Origin of the sequence: Bosea vaviloviae (assembly GCF_001741865.1) — a bacterium.
In the GTDB taxonomy this organism is placed as follows: domain Bacteria; phylum Pseudomonadota; class Alphaproteobacteria; order Rhizobiales; family Beijerinckiaceae; genus Allobosea; species Allobosea vaviloviae.
On sequence record NZ_CP017147.1, the window covers coordinates 4,606,860 to 4,626,412 of the forward strand.

A 19,553-nucleotide genomic window follows, 5' to 3' on the forward strand; every position below is an offset into this window, starting at 1 on the left:
GCCCTGCTCCTCAGCGCCAAGATGAGACGGTGGCGAAGGCGCGCCGGGCAAAGCGTGCGACATCATTGGGCTTGTCGTGCTCGGCGACAAACAATGTCACGCCGATCTCCTGCAGCACCGGCAGGAGCTTTCCCCAATCGAGCACGCCATGGCCGGGATCGGCCCAGCCGTCCTCGTCCAGGCATTCGCCGACTGGGGCGATGTCCTTGACATGGACGGCTTTGACACGGCCGGCATAGCGCCGGACCTCGGCCGCGGGATCGGCCCCGCCACGCACGATCCAGGCGAGATCCGCCTCCCACAGAATGTCGGGCGCCTCCTGCAGCATGATGTCGAGGAAGCGCCGGCCATCCGCCGCTCTGCCATATTCCCAATGATGATTGTGCCAGCCGAAGGTCAGCCCCTCGCCGGTGACGACCCTGCCGATCCGGTTGAGCTCCTGGCCGATGGCCTTCCATTCGGCTTCGCCGCCCTCGCGCTCGCCGAGCGGCGGAGCGGGTGCGTAGATCGTGCCGACGCCGAGATCGCGGCAGAGCTTGACCGTCGCCACCGGGTCCGCCCGCAGGCGGTCCAGGCCGACATGCGATGTCGGCGCCGCGATGCCGTGATGCTCGAGCAACCCCTTCAGCCTGTCCGGCTCGTTCAGGAGCCCGCCGAAGGGCTCGACCTTGCGATAGCCGAGGCCCGCCAGCAATTCGAACTGCGTCTCCAGCGGTTCGAGCATCCTGGCCGAGTAGAGCTGGAACGAAAGACCATCGAGCGGCGTCATGAGGTGTCCTTTCGGTTATGCGGAGGGTCAGAGACGCCGGCCCGTGGCGGCGTCGAACAGGTTGAGCTTGTCGGCCGGCAGCCTGAGCTGCATCGCCTCGCCCGCGACGGTGCAGGCCTCCGCCGGCAGGCGCATCGAGAGCGGATGGCCGCCGACCCGCAACCAGGCGAGCTGATCGCTACCCATCGGTTCGACCATCTCGATTTTAGCTGGAACCCCGCCGCCGGTTTCGACATGCTCGGGGCGGATGCCGAGCTCGACAGGCGCGCCGTCTTGCGGCGGGGCCTCGAAAGCGTAGCCGTTCAGCGGGATGGCGATGCCCTCGGTCAGGAAGCAGGGCGCGCCCTCCTTCACCGCGAAGGCGCCGGGCAGGAAGTTCATCGCCGGCGAGCCGACGAAGGAGGCGACAAACCGGTTCGCCGGCCGGCGGTAGATTTCGTTAGGCGTGCCAAGCTGCTGGATCACCCGATCCTTCATCACCGCGATGCGGTCGGCCAGCGTCAGCGCCTCGATCTGGTCGTGGGTGACGTAGATCATCGTCGCCGCCAGGCGCTGGTGCAGGCGCTTGATCTCGACCCGCAATTCGGCGCGAAGCTGGGCGTCGAGATTGGAAAGCGGCTCGTCGAACAGATAGACCCCGGCATCGCGCACCAAAGCGCGGCCAATGGCGACGCGCTGGCGCTGGCCGCCCGAAAGCTCGGCCGGGCGGCGATCGAGCAATTCGGTGATCTGCAGCGTCGCGGCGGCAGCGTTGACCCGCCGCTCGATCTCGGGCTTCGGCATGCCGGCGACCTTGAGGCCGAAGGACATGTTGCCGCGCACGGTCATGCGCGGATAGAGCGCATAGGACTGAAACACCATGGCGATGCCACGGTCCTTCGGCTCCTCCCAGGTGACGTTCTTGCCGCCGATCCAGATCTGCCCGGCCTGCACGTCGATGAGACCTGCGACCGCGTTCAGCAGCGTCGACTTCCCGCAGCCGGAGGGGCCGAGCAGGACGATGAACTCCGATTGCGCCACATCGAGATCGAGCTTCTCCAGCACGCGCACCGCGCCGAAGGAGATCTCGACCCCGCGGATGGAGACGTCGCAAAGCTTGCCCATGGTCAGCCTTTCACCGCGCCGGCGGCGATGCCGCGCACGAACCAGCGCCCGGAGGCGAAATAGACAGCGAGCGGGACGAGCGCCGTGAGGATGGTGGCGGCCATGTCGACGTTGTAGGCGCGCTCGCCCTGGGTGGAGTTGACGATGTTGTTGAGCTGCACCGTCATCGGCAGGTTCTCGCGGCCGGCGAAGATCAGCCCGAGAATGAAGTCGTTCCAGATGCCCGTGACCTGCAGGATGACGGCGACGATCAGCATCGGCGTCGCCATCGGCAGCATCACCGACCAGAAGATGCGGAAGAAGCCCGCCCCGTCGACACGCGCCGCCTTGAACAATTCCTGCGGCAGCGAGGCGAAGTAGTTGCGGAACAAGAGCGTCATCGTCGGCAGGCCGAAGATGGTGTGAATCAGCACGATGCCGAGGATCGAGTTGTTGATCCCGGCAAAAGCGAAGACGCGCACCAGCGGGTAGATGAAGATCTGGTAGGGCACGAAGGCCACGATCATCAGGGCGCCAAAGAGCAGGCCTGCCCCACGCACCTTCCAGAAGGACAGCGCGTAGCCGGTGAGCGAGCCCACCGCGATCGAGGCGACGACGGACGGCACCAGGATCTTCACCGAATTGGCGAAGCCGACGCTGATGCCGTCGCATCTCAACCCGGTGCAGGCCGCCGACCAGGCCTTGACCCAAGGTTCCAGGGTCGGCGCGCGCGGCAGGGCCAGGATCGCTCCGAGACGGATCTCCTCCATCGGCTTGAGCGAGGTCACAAGCATCACATAGAGCGGCGTCAGGAAGAACAGCGCCGTCACGATCAGGAAGGCGTAGACGCCGATGCGGGCCGGCGTCAGCCGGCGCGGCCGCATGCCGGCGGGTTGGGTCACGGCGATCGCGCTCATGCGTGCGCCCTCCGCGTCCGGCGGCTCTGCCAGACCAGCCAGGGTGCGACCACGGCCGCAACCGTGATCAGCATCGAGGTCGCGGCCGCTGTGGCGAGGCCGAGATTGCCGCGCTCGAACAGGTGGTCCATGACGAATTTGGCCGGCACCTCCGAGGCGACGCCGGGTCCGCCATTGGTCATCGCGACGGAGAGGTCGTAGAGGCGCACCACACTGGTCGCGAGCAGGACGGCGGCGGTGGCAAAACTCGCGCCGAGCATCGGGATCACGATCGAGAGATAGACCCGCCAGGCCGGCAGGCCGTCGATCCTGGTCGCCTTCCAGATATCCTCGTCGATGCCGCGCAGGCCCGCCAGCATGATCGCCATGACGAGGCCCGCCGCATGCCAGACGGCGGCGAAGACCAGCGTGTAGATCACCATGTCCTGGCGCACGATCCAGTCGAAGCGGAAGGACGGGAAGCCGAAATCCCGGACCATCTTCTCGATGCCGAAGCTTGGGTTCAGCAGCCACTGCCAGACCAGGCCGGTGACGATGAACGACATCGAATAGGGGTAGAGGAAGATCGAGCGCAGCGTGTTCTCGGCCCGCACACGCTGGTCGATCGCCACCGCCAGCAGGAAGCCCAGTGCCAGGCTCGCGATCAGGAACAGCGAGCCGAATACGGCGAGATTGGCGACCGAGACCTGCCAGCGCTCGTTGCCCATCAGCGAGGCGTATTGGCGCAAGCCCACAAAGGTGGAATTCGGCAGCATCCGCGACGATGTCAGCGAGATCCACACGGTCCAGGCCGTGCAGCCCAAATAGACCACGACGAGGACCAGCAACGCCGGCGACAAGGCGAGGCCCGCTGCGAGCCGGGACGCGGTTCGATGTCTCACGAGGGGCATGGCAAAGCTCCGCCGCCGGGTGATTAAGGGGTTGGGTGATGCTCCGGGGAGCCCCTGGAGCCGCCCCCACCTTTCAAGGCGAGGGCGATGAGGACGCGAAGGCCCCGGCGGACCTTCAGAAAGGCTGCTTCAGCACATCGGCAACCTTCGCCATGAAGGCGTCGGCGGTCATCGCCGGCGTGTTCCAATATTGCGAGATCACATCCTCCATCGCGCCGGTCAGGGCGGGTGGCGAGAGCATCTCCTGGGAGGCGACCTGATGCTTCTTATCCGCCAGGAGCTTCACCGCCTTCTGGGCGCAGGCGTCGAGGGAGCTGACGTCGAGATCGAGCCGGACCGGGATCGAGCCCTTCTTCTGGGCAAAGCGGATCTGCGTTTCCGGCTCGAGCATCACCTTGGCGAGCGCCAATTGCGCCTTCTGCTGGGCAGGGTCCTTGAGCTTGGGAAAGGCGAAGACGTCGCCTCCCATCACATAGCCGCCCTCGTTCGAGAGAATGGCGCAGCCGAACTCCTTGCCCGCTATCTGGCCGGCCGCGGCGAACTCGCCCTTGGCCCAGTCGCCCATGATCTGCATCCCGGCCTTGCCCTGGATCACCAGATTGGTGGCGTCGTTCCAGTTCCGCCCGGGTGCGCCCGGGTCGATATAGCCGCGCAGCTTGCCATAGGTCTCGGCGACCGCCTTGAATTCGGGGCTCCTGGCCGCGGCCGGGTCGCGCTTGCCATGGATCGACGCCCACAGGGCGGTGCCGCCCTTGCCGACCAGCACGGCGTTGAAGAGGCCGCGCTCCCAGGTCTTCTGGCCGCTGAAGGCCAGTGGAATCAGGCCCGCAGCCTTGAGCTTCTCGAGTGCGACGAGCGCCTCGTCCCAGTTCGCCGGCTCGGAGGCGCCTGCCTTCTCTAGCGCGGCCTTGGACAGCCACAACCAGTTCTGCCCGTGGATATTGACCGGCACCGCATACATCTTGCCGTTGCGGCTGGTGGCGTCGATGATCGCCTGAGGCATGAAGCTCTTCCACTTCTGCTCGGTTGCGACCTGGTCGACATCGCGCAGCAGATCGTTCTCGACCAGCTCGTCGAACTGCTTGCCGGTGTTGAACTGCATGGCGGTGGGCGGCGTGCCGCCGACGACGCGGTTGATGGCGGCAGTGCGGGCGTTGACGCCCCCGGCGATCGCCGTGTCGACCCAGGTTCCGCCCGCTTTCGCGAATTGTTCGGCGAAGACCTTCACCGCCGCCGACTCGCCGCCCGAGGTCCACCAATGGATGACCTCAGCCTTCATCTCCTGCGCATTCGCCTGGAACGAGGCGCCGGCCGCGCACGCCAAGGCGAGAGCCGTCAAGCAAGGCTTGAGTTTCATGATTCTGTCCTCCCTGTGTTCGCATCGTCGTTGAACCCGTATCCGGGCGCGCTGCGATTTCGATTTGTAATCGATTACATTTTTTTCCATACTGCCACAGGAACGACGCCTGTCAAGCCGTTCCGAGACGCCGTCTTGGCAGGCCGCCGGGATAACGGTAGGGCAGATCGAGGCTAGAGCATTGCGCGAAAAAGTGGGCACCGGTTTTTCGCAAGAGCAATGCTCTAAATTTTTAGAATCGATCACGTCGCATTCGGACGGTCCCGTCCGAATGCGACGTGATCTAGGGACGATCATGGACGAACGGCTGCGCAAACCGAGGATCGACGACGTCGCCAGACGGGCGGGCGTCTCGACCGCCACTGTGAGCCGCGCCCTCGCCACCCCCGACCAGGTGAAGCCGAAAACGCGCGAAGCCGTGGAAAAGGCGGTGCTCGAGACGGGCTACGTCCTCAATGTTGCGGCCCGCAATCTGCGCACCAACCGCACCCATGCCGTGCTCGCCGTCGTTCCCGACGTCGCCAACATCTTCTTCTCGCAGGTGCTGCGCGGCATCTCCGACACCTTGCACCAGCATGGCTACAGGCTGGTGATCGCCGATACCGGCAACGATCCCGAGCGCGAGCGCGACCATGCCGAATTCGCCCAGGCCGGCTGGGTCGATGGCCTGCTGCTGCTGAACGGGCGCCTACTGCCAGCCCCGGAGGGAGGGCGCCGCCGCCTGGCCGTGCCGACGGTCAGCCTGTGCGAGCGCATTCCGGGCTCCGACATCCCCTATGTCGAGACCGCGAACCGCGAGGCGGCGCGAGCGATGACGGAGCGCCTGCTGCAATTGGGACATCGCCGCATCGGCTATGTCTCCGGCCCGCCCAACAACATCCTGGAGCATGACCGTTTCGCCGGCTACCAGGATGCGCTGGCGGCGCGGGGCCTCGCACCTGACCCCACGCTGGTGCGCCCGGGCGACTATACGCTCGCCATGGGCGAAGCCGCCGCGACCGCTTATCTGGCGCTTGCCGAGCTTCCCGATGCGGTCTTCGCCAGCAACGACGCCATGGCGATGGGCTTGATCCGGGGCTTTACCGCCGCCGGCCTCTCGGTGCCGGAGGCGATCTCGATCGCCGGCTTCGACGACATCGAGTTCGCCGGCGCCTACAACCCGGCTCTCACCACCGTGCACCAGGCCCGCAGCGAGATCGGCGCGCGCGCGACCACGATGCTCATCGATCTGATCGAGGGTCGTCAGCTTGCAAGCCGCGAGGTCCATCTGCCGGCCGAGATCGTCATGAGGGACAGCACGCGCGAGCGCTGAGCCAAGCTAGAGCCCGGACTCATAACCAGTAACTGACGGTTGCAGCGATGCGGACGGCGGCGAGGAAGTTGACAGCGTTTCGGTCGTATCGCGTGGCGACGCGGCGGAAGTTGTTGGATCCCGGGCCTGCACGGCTTCCCAGCCGGGACTGCCCGCTGTCGGGCTTGGCCCGGCATCGTGAATAAGGCTCCTCCTTCAATCCTGTCAGAGCTTCAACCGGCTCACCAGCGGCGGGTTATCGGCGCGGGGCACGATGAACCACAGATTGTTGAACTCGCTGCGACCGATTTCCACGGGCGCCGCGTGTCCCAGCGCCGCGAGCAATTTTGGAATGGTGTCGGAATGAGCGACCACGAGGACGACCTCACCCGCATGCTCCGTGCTCAGCCTGGCGGCAAGACCAGCCAGGTCGTCCTTCTGAATGACGCGAATATCCCGCCCCACAGCTTGCGCCAACGGCTCCACAGTTTGCCGGGCGCGCGTATACTGGGAGGAATAGATCGCCGCAATTCCGGCATCCTTCAGCAGGGATGAGAGTTGATCAGCCCGCCGCTGGCCATGCTCGTTGAGCGGCGGATCACCTTCCATCATTCCGCCCGTGGGCGTCTGCTCTGCGTGCCTCAGTAGGAGGATCGCCTGTTGCGCAGACCCTTCCAGAGGGGCGAGAGCGATGCTCGCCGTGAGAACCACGAGTCCGAACCACAGGCGTGACAACCGCATTCCAGCCTCCTCGTTCGCAAAAAGCCTCGGGGGCTATCCCCTGCGGGTGAGAATACCTGAAAGGCGGACAAGTAAAAAGCTGCTGGCTGCCCCACGAGGCCGTCAACGCGCAACAGGCGGCTTCCCGTTTTTCTTGATGAAGGCCGCCGTGATCGCAGCAAGCCGCTTGTGCCTCGCGCAACCTCATCACGCGTGTCCGTCGGCAAATGCGGCTCGATCCGCGCGAATTGCGCGTCCGTGAGCCAGAAACGATCCCGATTCATCCGTGCTTCCTCCCGGAAGCCGTGAATCACACCGGGGAGGCGAAGCCAACCACTTAATGGGTCTGAGCCCTAAGCAGATTCCGGAAAAGTGTCCCACAGTTTCCCGACGAGAATCTGCGACGAATCAAAGACCTAAGCAGAATATTCGTTGGCGTGCCAAGGAAGGTTCTGCTTAGAGCGTTTTCGAGCGAAGTGGACACCGGTTCGCGTGAAGAAAACGCGATAAAACAAACCTAAAGCGCAAGATCCAGGACCCGCCCCTCGAACAGGCGGTCATAGGAGCCCTTGATGTGCATGCGCATCGCATCCCGCGCCGCCTCGGCGTCGCGGGCGCCGATCGCCGCGAAGATGCGCGCATGCTCGTCCAGCACGCCGGCAAGGCCCCCCGCCGGCCCGAGCAGCGAAAGCCCATGCAGCTTCATGCCGACATTGATGTGGTCTTTCAGCGCCTGCATCGACGACAGGAAGAAGTAGTTGTTCGCCGCCTCCGCGATGGCGATGTGGAAGGCGTAGTCGGCATCCTCGCGATGGCGATGCGCATGGGTGGTGTCGCGCAACAGCTCGAAGGCGCTGCCGATAGCCGCCAGCGCTGCCGGATTATGGCGCTTGGCGGCATAGAAGGCATTGGCCGGCTCGACCTCGAGCCGGAACTCGTAGCAGCGCTGCACATCCGCGATGGTGCCAACCGGCGCGAAGGCCAGCACCCTGCCCTGCTCCGCCTCGGTCCCGCGCACGAAGGTGCCCGCGCCCTGGCGGGAAAAGATCAGCCCATCCTCGCGCAGACGGCGCAGCGCCTCGCGCACCACCGGCCGCGACACGCCGTAGATCGCCGACAGATCGTGCTCGCCGGGCAGCCGCGAATGGCTGGCGTACTCGCCCGAGGCGATGCGGGCGCGCAATTGATGATGCACGCGCTGCACCAATGGCGAGGGCGGAATGGCGTCCCCGGAACGCACTGGCTTGCCTGAGGTCTGATCCATAGCCGCATACTTACAACTATTTACAAATCAGTCAATCTCCCGGTCAAAACTCCGATAAAGGCTGATATCCGCATACAAATTACAACATGTTGACATATCTGACTGGATGATGTCCAACCGCGTCAAGGCCCGAAGAGGCTGGCTTATGGAGGCACCCCAAGGACCGCGCGCTACGGCGCGACTATCTGCCTCCATGATCCGCCCCCCCGATGGGTGTCTTTCAGCAGGTGGATGATGGCTGACGTCAGGACGAACGGTTTCAAGCGCGATCTCGGCAAGCGGCAGATGCTCGGCATCTTCTCGACGCTGGTCAGCCCCACGCTCACGGAGCTTTTCGCGCAGGTCGGCTTCGACTGGATCCTGATCGACACCGAGCACAGCCCCAATGAGCCCGGCGATGTCGTCGCCCAGTTGCAGGCGATGTCGGCCTTGCCCGCTGAAGCGATCATCCGCCCGGCCTGGAACGACATGGTGCTGGTCAAGCGCGTGCTCGATCTCGGCGCCCAGACCCTGCTCTTCCCTTATGTTCAGAATGCCGAGGAAGCAGCCCGCGCCGTCAGCTACACCCGCTATCCGCCCCATGGCGTGCGCGGCGTCTCCGGCAGTTCGCGCGCGGCGGCCTATGGCCTGATCCCGGACTATTTCGCCAAGGTGCAGCAGGAGATCTGCGTCATCGTGCAGATCGAGACGATCGAGGCGCTGGCCGATATCGAGAAGATCGCGGCCGTCGACGGCGTCGACGCCGTCTTCATCGGCCCCGCCGACCTCGCCGCCTCGATGGGCCATCTCGGCAACACGCAACATCCCGAGGTCCAGGCTGCGATCGATGACGGCTTCCGCCGCCTGAAGGCCATCGGCAAGCCGGCCGGCTACCTCACCAATAACGAGGCCGAGGCCGTGCGCCGCGTCGCGCAAGGCATCGATTTCGTCGGCATCGCCAACGACACCACGATCGTGGTGCGCGGCTCCAAGGCGCTGCTCTCGGCGGTGAGGGCGAGCTGAGATGGCCCCGCTCCGGCTCCTGGCTGACGACCTGACCGGCGCGCTCGACAGCGCGGCCGCGTTCGGTTCGCCCGCCGAGCCGGTCGCGGTCTGCTGGCGTGGCGAGGCCCCCGCAAAGGGCGCCATCGCCATGGACAGCCGCAGCCGCGAGATCTCGGCGGAGGAAGCCCGCAGCGCCGTCGCCGCGATCGCTCCCGCCTTGTGGGCGCGCGGCTCGGGCCTCGCCTATAAGAAGATCGACAGCCTGCTGCGTGGACAGGAGGTCGCCGAGATCGCCACGATCCTCGACCTGATCAGCCCGGCCCATTGCATTATCGCCCCGGCCTTCCCGGCGCAGCGCCGGATCACGCGCGCCGGGCAGCAATGCGCCTGGACGAATGGCGAATGGCGCCCGATGCCCGCCGATCTCGCCGCCGGGCTTGCAGCGGCGGGACATGCCGTCACGCAAGCCGTTCCGGGAGATGCCCTGCCCCCGGGCATCAGCCTCTGGGATGCCGAGACCGACGCCGATCTCGACGCCATCATCGCGGCCGCCTCCGGGCTCGATGATGTGCTCTGGGTCGGAAGTGCGGGGCTGGCGGCGGCGCTCGCGCGGGCAGCCGGCCTCATCCGTCGGATCGATGACCGCCCGCTCGCAGGCAAGGTTCTCGGGCTCGTCGGCTCGGACCATCCAGCGATCGGCCAGCAACTCGACCGACTCGGCCCGCTTCACGTGGTTCTGGGTCCTGCGAGCAATGCCGAAATCGCCCGGCGCCTCTCCGATGACGGCATCGTCGTCGCAAGCGTCGCACTACCGGACGGCACCTCGCGTCGCGACGCCGCCGCGCTGATCGACGCGAGGTTGGCCGCCCTCCTGCTGGATCTAGACGACCGCCCGGACACGCTCTTCGCCGCCGGCGGCGAAACATTGCGCGGCCTCTGCGAGAGCCTCGGCACTGAGCGCCTCGACGTCACCGGCGAAATCATGCCCGGCGTGCCGCGCTCGATCATGCGCGGCGGCCGCTGGGACGGCGTCGCCGTGATCTCGAAATCGGGCGCCTTCGGCGCGCCGGACCTTCTTCAACAGCTCGCCGCGACCCGGATCGCGGCCTTTGCCGGAGGGGCAGCATGAAACCTCACCTTGCCATCACCATGGGCGATCCCGCCGGCGTCGGTCCCGAGATCATCGTCAAGGCCTGCCTCGCCCTCAAGGACAGGCTGGCGAGCGGCGATCTGCGCCTGCTCGTCATCGGCAGCAATCCCGCGCTTGCCGAGGCGCGCCGCCTGCTCGGCGCCGACATCGCCATTCCCGAGGTCTCCGAGACCGAGGCCTGGCCGCATCTCGCCTGCCTGCAGGCGGGGCCGGAGGGCGAGCCGATCCGTCCGGGCGTGCTCTCTTCCGATGGCGGCCGCTTCGCCTATCTCGCGGTCGAAAAGGGCGTGAAGCTCGCCCAGGCCGGCCGCATCGGCGGCATCGTGACGGCGCCGCTGAACAAGGAGGCGCTGAACAAGGCCGGCTACAAATTCGCTGGTCATACCGACATGCTGGCGACGCTGACCGGCGCCAAGGGCTCGGTGATGATGCTCGCCCATGGCGGCATGCGGGTGAGCCATGTCACCACCCATGTCGCGCTCAAGGACGTGCCCGCCAAGCTGACGCCGGAACGGCTGCGCTATGTGCTCGACCGCACCGACGAGGCGCTTTCCGCGCTCGATCTCGGTCGGCGCAAGATCGCTGTCGCCGCGCTCAACCCCCATGCCGGCGAAGGCGGATTGTTCGGCCGCGAGGATGACGAGGTCTCCGCGCCGACGATCGCCAAGGCGGTCGCCGATGGCCTCGACGTCGTCGGGCCGGTGCCGGGCGACACGGTCTTCGTCAAGCTGCGCGCCGGCCAGTACGACGCCGTCGTCGCGATGTATCACGATCAGGGCCACATCCCGGTTAAGTTCCTGGGCTTCAACGTGAATCCGGAAACCGGCACCTGGGATTCGCTCTCGGGCGTCAACATCACGCTCGGCCTGCCGATCGTGCGGACCTCCGTCGACCATGGCACCGCCTTCGACATTGCCGGCAAGGGCATCGCCAACGAGCTCAGCCTGATCGAGGCGATCGAATACGCCGAAAAACTGGCGGCGGCGCGCGGCCTCAGCGCCGACCGCGCGGCCTGATAGCGCCAACCTGAAAGCGCCAAAAGCCAAAAGCACAAAGGGAGGCGACCATGAACATCCACGCGCCCCGCCAGATCGCCATTGCGAGCCTCGCCACGCCGATCGCGATCACCCGGCCGAAGATCATCGAGTTCGGCTCCGGCACGGCGTCGCTCGCCGGGCGTTGGGCTACGGCCCAGGGGTTCTCGCGCATCCTGGTCGTGGCGGATGCCTTCAACGCCGCCCGCGTCGATCTGCTCGGCTTGACCGGTGAGGTCACGATCTTCGGCGAAGTCCGCCCCGAGCCTGACCTTCCCAATCTCGAAGCGGTGCTTGCGGTTGCCGAGCGGGTGAAGCCTGACCTCGTCATCGGCTTCGGCGGCGGCAGCGCCATGGACCTCGCTAAGCTCGTCGCTGTCCTGCCGGGCTCCGGCCAGTCCCTCCAGGACGTCGTCGGCCCCGAGAAGGTCGCCGGCAAGCGCTCGGCCCTGATGCAGGTGCCGACCACTGCGGGCACCGGCAGCGAGGCCGGCACGCGCGCGCTGGTCACCGACCCCAAGACGCAGAACAAGCTCGCCGTGCAGAGCCTGCACATGCTCGCCGACATCGCGGTGATCGACCCCGATCTGACGCTGACCTTGCCTCCGGCGGTCACCGCTGCGACCGGCGTCGATGCCATGGCCCATTGCGTCGAGGCCTTCACCAGCCTCAAGGCGCATCCGCTGATCGACATGTATGCACTCGAGGGCGTGCGCCTGGTCGGCCGCTTCCTCGGCCGTGCCATCGCCGACGGTTCCGACATCGAGGCTCGCGCCGGCCTATCGCTCGCTTCGCTTTATGGCGGCTACTGCCTGGGCCCGGTCAACACGGCCGCCGGCCACGCCGTCGCCTATCCGCTCGGCACGCGCCACCACATCGCCCATGGCGCGGCGAACGCGCTGATCTTCCCGCATACGCTCGCTTTCAACGCGCCGGCCGTGCCGGAAAAGACCGCCGCGATCCTCGCCGCGCTCGGCCTGAAGGCCTCGGCCCGGCAGGAGGAGGTTTTCGAGGGCGCCCATCGCTACTGCGCCGAACTCGGCTGCGAGATGAAGCTGTCGCGTCTCTCCGTGCCACGCGACGATCTGCCGGCGATGGCGAGCGAGGCTCACGCCATTCGCCGCCTGCTCGACAACAACCCGCGCGACATCAGCCGCGACGAGATCCTGACCCTCTACGAAGCCGCCTACTGAGCGCCGCTAGCAGGAGGGCCAGACGCCCTCGCAGACCAGAAGGAGGTCTTCCGAGATGGGATCCCATCCGACCGACATCGCACCTGCCGGCCTCTCCGAGCGCAGCGGCATCCTGCATCCGCGCGCGGGCGATGCGCAGCGCATCGAGGCCTATCTGCCCTCGCCTTGCGTCCAGAACCATGCGGCCAACATCGCCGTGCTCGGCAATGGCGATCTCGCCATCGTCTGGTTCGGCGGCACGCAGGAAGGCATCCCGGACATCTCGACCTATTTCTCGCGATTGCCCAAGGGCAGCGATCGCTGGTCGGCCCCCGTCAAGCTCTCCGACGATCCGGCGCGCTCCGAGCAGAACCCGATCCTCTTCACCACGCCCAATGGCGAGCTCTGGCTGATCTGGACGGCGCAGATCTCCGGTAACCAGGACACGGCGCTGGTGCGCAAGCGCGTCTCACATGATCACGGCCTGACATGGGGACCGATCGAGACCCTGTTCGAGGCGCCAAAGGGCCATGGCCTGTTCGTGCGCCAGCCCCCCATCGTGCTCGACAATGGCGACTGGGTGATCCCGGTCTTCCATTGCGTCAGCGTGCCCGGCGCCAAATGGGTCGGCGATCACGACATCAGCGCAGTGCGCGTCTCCTCCGACGCCGGCAAGAGCTGGGTTGAGCATACCGTGCCCGGCTCGACCGGCTGCGTGCACATGAACGTGCTGAAGACGAAGGACGGGCTCGTCGCGTTCTATCGCAGCCGCTGGGCCGATTTCATCTATGCCAGCCGCTCGACCGACGGCCGCAACTGGACGGCGCCCGAGCCGACCGCGCTGCCCAACAACAACTCCTCGATCCAGGCGACCGTGCTGGCCGACGGCCGCATCGCGCTCGTCTTCAACCACTCCAGCGCGGCCGACGCGACCGACCGGCGCACCGGCCTCTATGACGACATCGAGGACGAGGAAGGCGTCGCACCACAAGCCGAGGCCGCCCCTGCCCCGGCCGCGCCGCATCGCACCGCCTTCTGGGGCGCGCCGCGCGCGCCGATGACGCTGGCGCTGTCCTCCGATGGCGGCCGGAGCTGGCCGGTGATGCGCGACCTCGAAACCGGCGACGGCTTCTGCATGACCAACAACTCCAAGGACCAGCTCAACCGCGAGTTCTCCTACCCGTCGATCACGCAGGCGTCGGACGGGGCGCTGCACATCGCCTTCACCTATTTCCGCCGCGCCATCAAATACGTCCGCGTTGAGCCCGATTGGGCGGCCCAAACCTGAACAAGATCCAGGCCTGAACAAGACCCAAGCCTGAACAAGACCAAGAACAGCAAGACCAAGAACAGGGAGACCGCAGATGCCTGCACTCGCTCAAATCCATCCTCTGAATACGGCGTCCTCGCCACAGCACGACCTGATCCGCATCCGCGGCCTCGACAAGACCTATGCCGGCGGCAGCGTGCATGCGCTGTCGAACATCGACCTCGATATCAAGGACGGCGAATTCGTCTGCGTCGTCGGCCCCTCGGGCTGCGGCAAGTCGACCTTGCTGCGCATCCTCGCCGGGCTCGACGACTATGACAGCGGCAATGCGGCGCTGGACGGCAAAAGCATCACCGGCCCGTCGCGCGATGTCGGCGTCGTCTTCCAGGCGGCCAACCTCCTGCCCTGGCTCACCGTGCGCGAGAACATCGCCTTGCCCCTGCGCGTCGGCGGCAAGCAGGTCGGGCAGGCCGAGGACATCGACCGTCTGCTCGACGTCACGGGCCTCAAGGATTTCGGCCACCGCTACCCTTACGAACTTTCGGGCGGCATGCAGCAGCGTGCCGGCATCTGCCGCGCGCTGGTGCGCTCACCGCGCGTGTTGCTGATGGACGAGCCCTTCGGCGCGCTCGACGCGCTGACGCGCGAGCGCATGAACCTCGAATTGCAGCGCATCTGGCAGGCCAGCCGCAAGACCGTGCTGCTGATCACGCATTCGATCTCGGAGGCGATCTTCCTCGCCGACCGCGTCGTGGTGATGTCGGCAAGGCCCGGCCGCGTCATACGCGAACTCGAAGTGCCGATCCCGCGTCCGCGCAGCAACGACACCATCATCAGCCACCCCGCCTATCCGGCGCTGGCCAAGGAAATCCGCGGACTTCTGAACGCGTCGGGAGACGAATGATGAGCCAAGCACAGACCACCATCATCGCGGATTCCGTCTCGATCGAACGCGCCCCGCCCAAGCCCGAGGCGGCCGCCGGCAAGAAGCGCGAGCCCAAGGGCGTCAACAGCACGGCGATCACGCTCGTCGGCCTCGCCGTTCTGTTCGGCGCCTGGGCCCTGTCGGTGAAGTACCTTGAAATCCCGTCCTACATCCTGCCGACGCCGCTTGCGGTGTGGAAGGCCTTGTGGTCGGGCATCGCGGTCAGCCCGTCGAGTCCGCTCGGTTACTACCTGCCGCTCTGGGGCACACTCAAGAATGCCGCCATCGGCCTCTTCCTCGGCTCGGCGCTGGGCCTGACGCTCGGCTCGCTGATGGCAGAGAGCCGGCTGATCGAGAAGCTGATCATGCCCTATGCCTTCGCGCTGCAAAGCCTGCCCAAGGTCGCGATCGCGCCCCTGATCGTGATCTGGTTCGGCTTCGGCGACGGTTCCAAGATCGCGATCTCGGCGCTGCTCGCCTTCTTCCCGATGCTGATCAACAGCTTCACCGGCCTGCGCGCCGTCGAGCCCGAACGCATCGACCTGATGCGCTCGCTCTCGGCCTCGCGCTTCGAGACCTATCGCATCGTCAAGCTGCCCAATGCGGCGCCCTTCATCTTCGCCGGGCTCGACATGGCGGTGGTCTATGCGCTGCTCGGCACCATCGTCGCAGAGTTCCTCGGCGCGCAGCAGGGCATGGGCGTCGTCATCACCCAGGCGCAGGCGGTGACCGACGTGGCCGGCGTCTTCGCCGCGCTCGTCATCCTCGGCGCCATGGGAATCACGCTCCACGCCATCGTACGCGGGCTGGAAAAGAAGATCGTCCACTGGGGCGAGCGCGGCCGCAAGTGATCGAGCAAACCTAGACGACCAAAAGCAATAAGCCATAACGGGAGGAACATCATGGTCACACGCAGAGAATGGCTTCTCGCCAGTGGCGCCGTCGCGGCGGCGCTGGCCCTGCCGGCCCGCTCGGCGTTCGCCCAGCCGGCTCGCACCGTGAAGGTGGCGATCGGTCAGAAGACAATCGCGCCGAACCTGGTCAACCTGCTCATCGGCGAAGGGCTCGGCTACAACGCGGCCGAGGGCTTCAAGGCACAGTTCATGACGGTGGGCGGCGTCTCGAACGCTCAGGTCGCCATCGATCGCGGCGATTCCGACATCTCGACCGGTGTGCCCTCCTTTGCCCTGCCGATCCTGGCCAAGGGCGAGTGGGGCAAGGCGATCCACTTCTACCAGTATACCTATCCCTACAAATGGGACGTGGCGGTGAAGCCGGAATCGACGCTGACGAGCTATGAGGAGCTCAAGGGCAAGAACATCGGCGTGCCGGATTTTGCGGAGACGGCATTCCCGGTCACCAAGAACGTTCTGCGTAGCCTGGGCCTTGACCCGGACAGGGACGTCAAATGGACGGCGGTGGGCACTGGCGTCGCTGCCGGTGTCGCACTGCAGCGCGGCGCCGTCGACGCCCTCGCCTATTACGACACCGGCTTTGGACAGATCGAAGGCGCCGGTATCCCGTTCAAGATGCTGCCGCTTCCGAAAAACGTGCCCATGGTCGGCGGGCAGTTCCTGATGGCGCTGCGCGAACGCATCGCGAAGGACCGCGACCTGATGGTCGGCTATGGTAGGTCGGTCGCCAAGGCTTCGGTGTTCCTCGCCGCTAGCCCGCGCGCGGGCGCCCGCGCCTTCCTGAAGATGTATCCTGAAGCGGCGCCCCGCGGTTCGAGCGAAGAGGATGCGATCAAGTCGGTGCTCCTCGCGACGGCACGACGCATCAAGCTCTACGACCCGCCATATGCCGGCGCGAAGATCGGCAGCATCAATCCGGAGGAGTTTCGGATCGAGGCGCAGATGAACGACATGAAGATCAGCTCGTTCGATGCCTTTCTGACGAATGAGTTGATCGACGAGATCAACAGCTTCGATCGGGAGGAGATCAAACGGCAGGCGCTGGCTTACGCATGAGCATCGGGGCCACAGAGATGGACGCTTCGACGGCGCGGCTCGTCGATGCGCCTGCCGCTGTCGGGATATGCGACACGCATTTCCATGTCTTCGGCCCCTATGACCGCTTCCCGCTGCCGCGTCATCCCTCCTATGCGCCGCAGGAGGCGACCGCCGCGGCCTATCATCAGGTTGCCGAGCGCCTCGGCATCGACCGCATGGTGGTCGTACAGGGCGGCTGCTACGGCACCGACAATGCAGCGATGCTCGATGCGGTGCAGATACTGGGCCCCGATCGTGCACGCGGAATCGCCATCATCGACGGGACCACGTCCGTCGCAGAGCTTCATCGTCTGCATGAAGGTGGCGTACGCGGCATCCGGCTCAACGCCATATCGGATAAGCGCATCGACGCCGACGCTATCCGAACCCAGGCGAACATGATTGCGGAGTTGGGCTGGCACATCCAGCTCCACGCGCGCGCCGATCAGATCGTGCAGCATGCGGCTTTGCTTCGCGATCTGCCTGTCGAAGTGGTGATCGATCATTGCGGCCGGATCGATCCGCGCGAAGGCGAGGATCAGGAGGCGATGCGGGCGATGCTGGACCTGCTCGCGACCGGGCGATGCTGGATCAAGCTGATCAGCTACCGATCGCTTCCGGCAGGCGGTGAGGGCGACGAGATGGCGCCGTTCCTGCGGCGCTTCGCAGCCGCCGCGCCGGAGCGCTGCCTCTGGGGCACCGACTGGCCGCATCCGCTGATGGAGGTCGTGCCTGACACGCAAAGACTATTCGAAGAGCTCTGCAGCGTTTTTGACGAGCCCCTTCGCAAGAAGATTTTCAGCGAAAACGCTGAACGACTCTATGGCTTCAAGTAACGGCTCGCGTACCGGGCCCAATCGGCAAGCAGGGAGAGAAACCATGACGACACGCAGAGAATGGCTTCTGGCAAGCGGCGCCTTCGCGGCTGCGCTGACAATGGGACCGCGCTCGTCTTTCGCGCAGGCGACGCGGACCGTGAAGGTTGGCGTCGGGCTGAAATCGCTCAACTCCAGCGTCATCAATCTACTGATCGGCGAGGCGCTCGGCTACAATGCCGAGGAAGGCTTCAAGGTCCAGGGGCTGGCGCTCGGCGGCAACGCCAACGTCCAGGTCGCCACAGACAAGGGCGACGTCGATGTCGGCATCGGCGTGCCCTCTTACGCCCTACCGATCCTGGCCCGAAACGAGTGGGGCAACGCGCAATGGTTCTACCAGTACACCTACCCCTATAAATGGGACATCGCGGTCAAGCCCGGCTCGACCGCCAAGGCCTATACCGACCTCAAGGGCAAGAACATCGGCGTCTCCGATTTCGGCGGCACCGAATATCCGGTCACCCGCAACGTGCTGAAGTCGCTCGGCGTCGATCCCGACAAGGACGTGAAATGGACGGCCGTCGGCGCGGGCGTGCCGGCCGGTGTCGCCCTGCAGCGCGGCGCCATCGACGCCCTCGCCTATTACGACACCGGCTTCGGCATCATCGACGGCGCCGGCATCCCGCTGGATCTGCTGCCGCGCCCCAGCAACCTGCCGATGATCGGAGGCCAGTTCCTGATGGGCCTGCGTCAGAGGATCCAGGCCGAGCGCGATCTCTTCATCGGCTTCGGCCGCTCGACCGCCAAGGCCTCGCGCTTCATCCTGGAGAACCCCGCGGCCGGCGCGAAAGCCTTCCTCAAGCTCTATCCCGAGACCGCCCCGCGCGGCTCCAGCGAGGAGCAGGCCGTGAAGTCGGTACTGGAGGCGATCAGCCGGCGCATCAAGCTCTATGAGCCGCCCTATGCCGGCGCCAAGATGGGCAGCATCCGGGTCGACGAATTCGTCACCGAGGCGAAGATGAACGACTGGGCCATCGCCGACTTCTCAAAGGTCTACACCAATGACCTGATCGACAAGATCAACGACTTCGACGTCGAGAAGATCAGGGCGCAGGCGCGGTCCTTCACCGGATGACGCAGGCGCTTTCGACACAGGACGGGCGCGCGAAACGCGCGCTCGTCACCGGCGTGAGCTCCGGCATCGGCGAGGCAATCGCGAAGCGATTGCTCGCCGAGGGCTGGGACGTCGTCGGCTTCAGCCGCAGCACGCCCGCCTTCGTGGATCCGGGGCTGGCACATGAGCCGGTCGACCTCTTCGACAGGGAGGCACTTAGCCTAGCGCTTGAGGGCCTGGGTCCGCTGGACGCCATCGTGCACGCCGCAGGCATCCTGCGCGTCGGCCGGCTCGGCGAACTCGATCCGGAAAACGCGCGAACGATGTGGCGGCTCCATGTCGATGCGGCAGAACAGATCGTTGAGGCACTTGTGCCAAAGCTGCCGGATGGCGGGCGCATCGTCCTGCTCGGCAGCCGCACGGCAGCCGGATCTCCCGGGCGGGCGCAATATGCGGCGACCAAGGCCGCGGTGGTGGGCATGGCCCGCTCCTTCGCCATCGAGTTGGCTCCACGGCAGATCACTGTGAACGTCGTGGCGCCCGGCGCAACCGACACACCAATGCTCAGAGACCCAAGACGGGCATCGGTCGCGCCGAAGATGCCGCCGATCGGCCGCCTCGTGAAGCCGGAGGAAATCGCGGCGACCACGGCGTTCCTGCTCTCTGAAGGCGCAGCCAGCATCACGGGCCAGCAGATCATCGTCTGTGGCGGAGCCTCGCTTTGAGCAGCCTGCGCCATCGGTCGGCCCCCACCAAACGGTATCCGGCATGACCGAGCCGAAGTTCCGCACCAAATCCGTTTGCGTC

Annotated in this window: 19 protein-coding genes and 1 pseudogene; 12 read left to right on the plus strand and 8 right to left on the minus strand. The window is 66.0% G+C overall.

Annotation, left to right across the window (positions count from 1 at the left end; all coding sequences use genetic code 11):
• Positions 1-10: 10 nt before the first annotated feature.
• The 5 genes from BHK69_RS21125 to BHK69_RS21145 all read right to left on the minus strand — a co-directional run bounded on the left by BHK69_RS21125 (position 11) and on the right by BHK69_RS21145 (position 5,016).
• Entirely contained in the window at positions 11-769 is a 759-nt protein-coding gene (locus BHK69_RS21125; protein WP_069691819.1) for a sugar phosphate isomerase/epimerase family protein, read from the minus strand.
• A gap of 27 nt (positions 770-796) precedes the next feature.
• Complete coding sequence (locus BHK69_RS21130) at positions 797-1,873, minus strand: ABC transporter ATP-binding protein (RefSeq protein ID WP_069691820.1); 1,077 nt, start codon at positions 1,871-1,873, stop codon at positions 797-799.
• Between the two features lie 2 nt (positions 1,874-1,875).
• Positions 1,876-2,769 carry a carbohydrate ABC transporter permease gene (locus BHK69_RS21135; RefSeq protein ID WP_069691821.1) on the minus strand — a complete coding sequence of 298 codons (894 nt, stop codon included), beginning with the start codon at positions 2,767-2,769 and terminating at the stop codon, positions 1,876-1,878.
• Positions 2,766-3,659: a carbohydrate ABC transporter permease gene (locus BHK69_RS21140; protein WP_069691822.1), complete on the minus strand. Its 894-nt coding sequence runs from the start codon at positions 3,657-3,659 to the stop codon at positions 2,766-2,768. Before BHK69_RS21140 ends, BHK69_RS21135 begins: the two co-directional genes overlap by 4 nt.
• 115 nt (positions 3,660-3,774) lie before the next feature.
• On the minus strand, positions 3,775-5,016 hold the full coding sequence (locus tag BHK69_RS21145) for an ABC transporter substrate-binding protein (RefSeq protein ID WP_069691823.1): 1,242 nt from the start codon (positions 5,014-5,016) through the stop codon (positions 3,775-3,777).
• Positions 5,017-5,311: 295 nt separating this feature from the next.
• On the opposite strand from BHK69_RS21145, the gene BHK69_RS21150 reads away from it, so the two are divergent.
• A complete protein-coding gene (locus BHK69_RS21150; protein WP_069691824.1) occupies positions 5,312-6,328 on the plus strand; it encodes a LacI family DNA-binding transcriptional regulator in 1,017 nt (338 codons plus the stop codon).
• A gap of 19 nt (positions 6,329-6,347) precedes the next feature.
• Here the strand turns inward: BHK69_RS21150 and BHK69_RS32265 are convergent.
• The 3 genes and pseudogenes from BHK69_RS32265 to BHK69_RS21160 form a co-directional block, all read right to left on the minus strand.
• Positions 6,348-6,440: pseudogene (locus BHK69_RS32265) on the minus strand (IS5/IS1182 family transposase); the annotation flags it as partial.
• Between the two features lie 92 nt (positions 6,441-6,532).
• Complete coding sequence (locus BHK69_RS21155) at positions 6,533-7,048, minus strand: SixA phosphatase family protein (RefSeq protein ID WP_083269591.1); 516 nt, start codon at positions 7,046-7,048, stop codon at positions 6,533-6,535.
• Between the two features lie 496 nt (positions 7,049-7,544).
• Positions 7,545-8,291, minus strand: coding sequence for a FadR/GntR family transcriptional regulator (locus tag BHK69_RS21160; protein ID WP_069691825.1), 747 nt, complete (start codon positions 8,289-8,291; stop codon positions 7,545-7,547).
• 234 nt (positions 8,292-8,525) lie between these two features.
• On the opposite strand from BHK69_RS21160, the gene BHK69_RS21165 reads away from it, so the two are divergent.
• From BHK69_RS21165 to BHK69_RS21215, 11 genes are all read left to right on the plus strand, one after another.
• Positions 8,526-9,293 (plus strand): HpcH/HpaI aldolase family protein, encoded by a 768-nt coding sequence (locus BHK69_RS21165; protein WP_199578964.1) that lies wholly within the window; start codon positions 8,526-8,528, stop codon positions 9,291-9,293.
• 1 nt (position 9,294) lies between these two features.
• Entirely contained in the window at positions 9,295-10,404 is a 1,110-nt protein-coding gene (locus BHK69_RS21170; RefSeq protein ID WP_069691827.1) for a four-carbon acid sugar kinase family protein, read from the plus strand.
• Positions 10,401-11,441, plus strand: coding sequence for a 4-hydroxythreonine-4-phosphate dehydrogenase PdxA (pdxA, locus tag BHK69_RS21175; RefSeq protein WP_069691828.1), 1,041 nt, complete (start codon positions 10,401-10,403; stop codon positions 11,439-11,441). The genes BHK69_RS21170 and pdxA overlap by 4 nt, the downstream gene beginning before the upstream one ends.
• A gap of 80 nt (positions 11,442-11,521) precedes the next feature.
• Positions 11,522-12,652, plus strand: coding sequence for an iron-containing alcohol dehydrogenase (locus BHK69_RS21180; protein ID WP_069693849.1), 1,131 nt, complete (start codon positions 11,522-11,524; stop codon positions 12,650-12,652).
• 55 nt (positions 12,653-12,707) lie between these two features.
• Entirely contained in the window at positions 12,708-13,919 is a 1,212-nt protein-coding gene (locus tag BHK69_RS21185) for a sialidase family protein (protein ID WP_069691829.1), read from the plus strand.
• Positions 13,920-13,995: 76 nt separating this feature from the next.
• Positions 13,996-14,805, plus strand: coding sequence for an ABC transporter ATP-binding protein (locus tag BHK69_RS21190; RefSeq protein ID WP_069691830.1), 810 nt, complete (start codon positions 13,996-13,998; stop codon positions 14,803-14,805).
• The gene (locus BHK69_RS21195; RefSeq protein WP_148663528.1) at positions 14,805-15,677 is read left to right on the plus strand and encodes an ABC transporter permease; all 873 of its coding nucleotides are present in this window, start codon (positions 14,805-14,807) and stop codon (positions 15,675-15,677) included. Before BHK69_RS21190 ends, BHK69_RS21195 begins: the two co-directional genes overlap by 1 nt.
• 51 nt (positions 15,678-15,728) lie before the next feature.
• The gene (locus BHK69_RS21200) at positions 15,729-16,796 is read left to right on the plus strand and encodes an ABC transporter substrate-binding protein (protein WP_069691831.1); all 1,068 of its coding nucleotides are present in this window, start codon (positions 15,729-15,731) and stop codon (positions 16,794-16,796) included.
• A 17-nt stretch (positions 16,797-16,813) separates the two neighbouring features.
• Positions 16,814-17,653: an amidohydrolase family protein gene (locus BHK69_RS21205; RefSeq protein WP_069693851.1), complete on the plus strand. Its 840-nt coding sequence runs from the start codon at positions 16,814-16,816 to the stop codon at positions 17,651-17,653.
• 43 nt (positions 17,654-17,696) lie between these two features.
• Entirely contained in the window at positions 17,697-18,767 is a 1,071-nt protein-coding gene (locus BHK69_RS21210) for an ABC transporter substrate-binding protein (protein ID WP_069691832.1), read from the plus strand.
• Entirely contained in the window at positions 18,764-19,471 is a 708-nt protein-coding gene (locus BHK69_RS21215) for an SDR family NAD(P)-dependent oxidoreductase (RefSeq protein WP_069691833.1), read from the plus strand. The genes BHK69_RS21210 and BHK69_RS21215 overlap by 4 nt, the downstream gene beginning before the upstream one ends.
• The last annotated feature ends 82 nt before the right edge of the window (positions 19,472-19,553 follow it).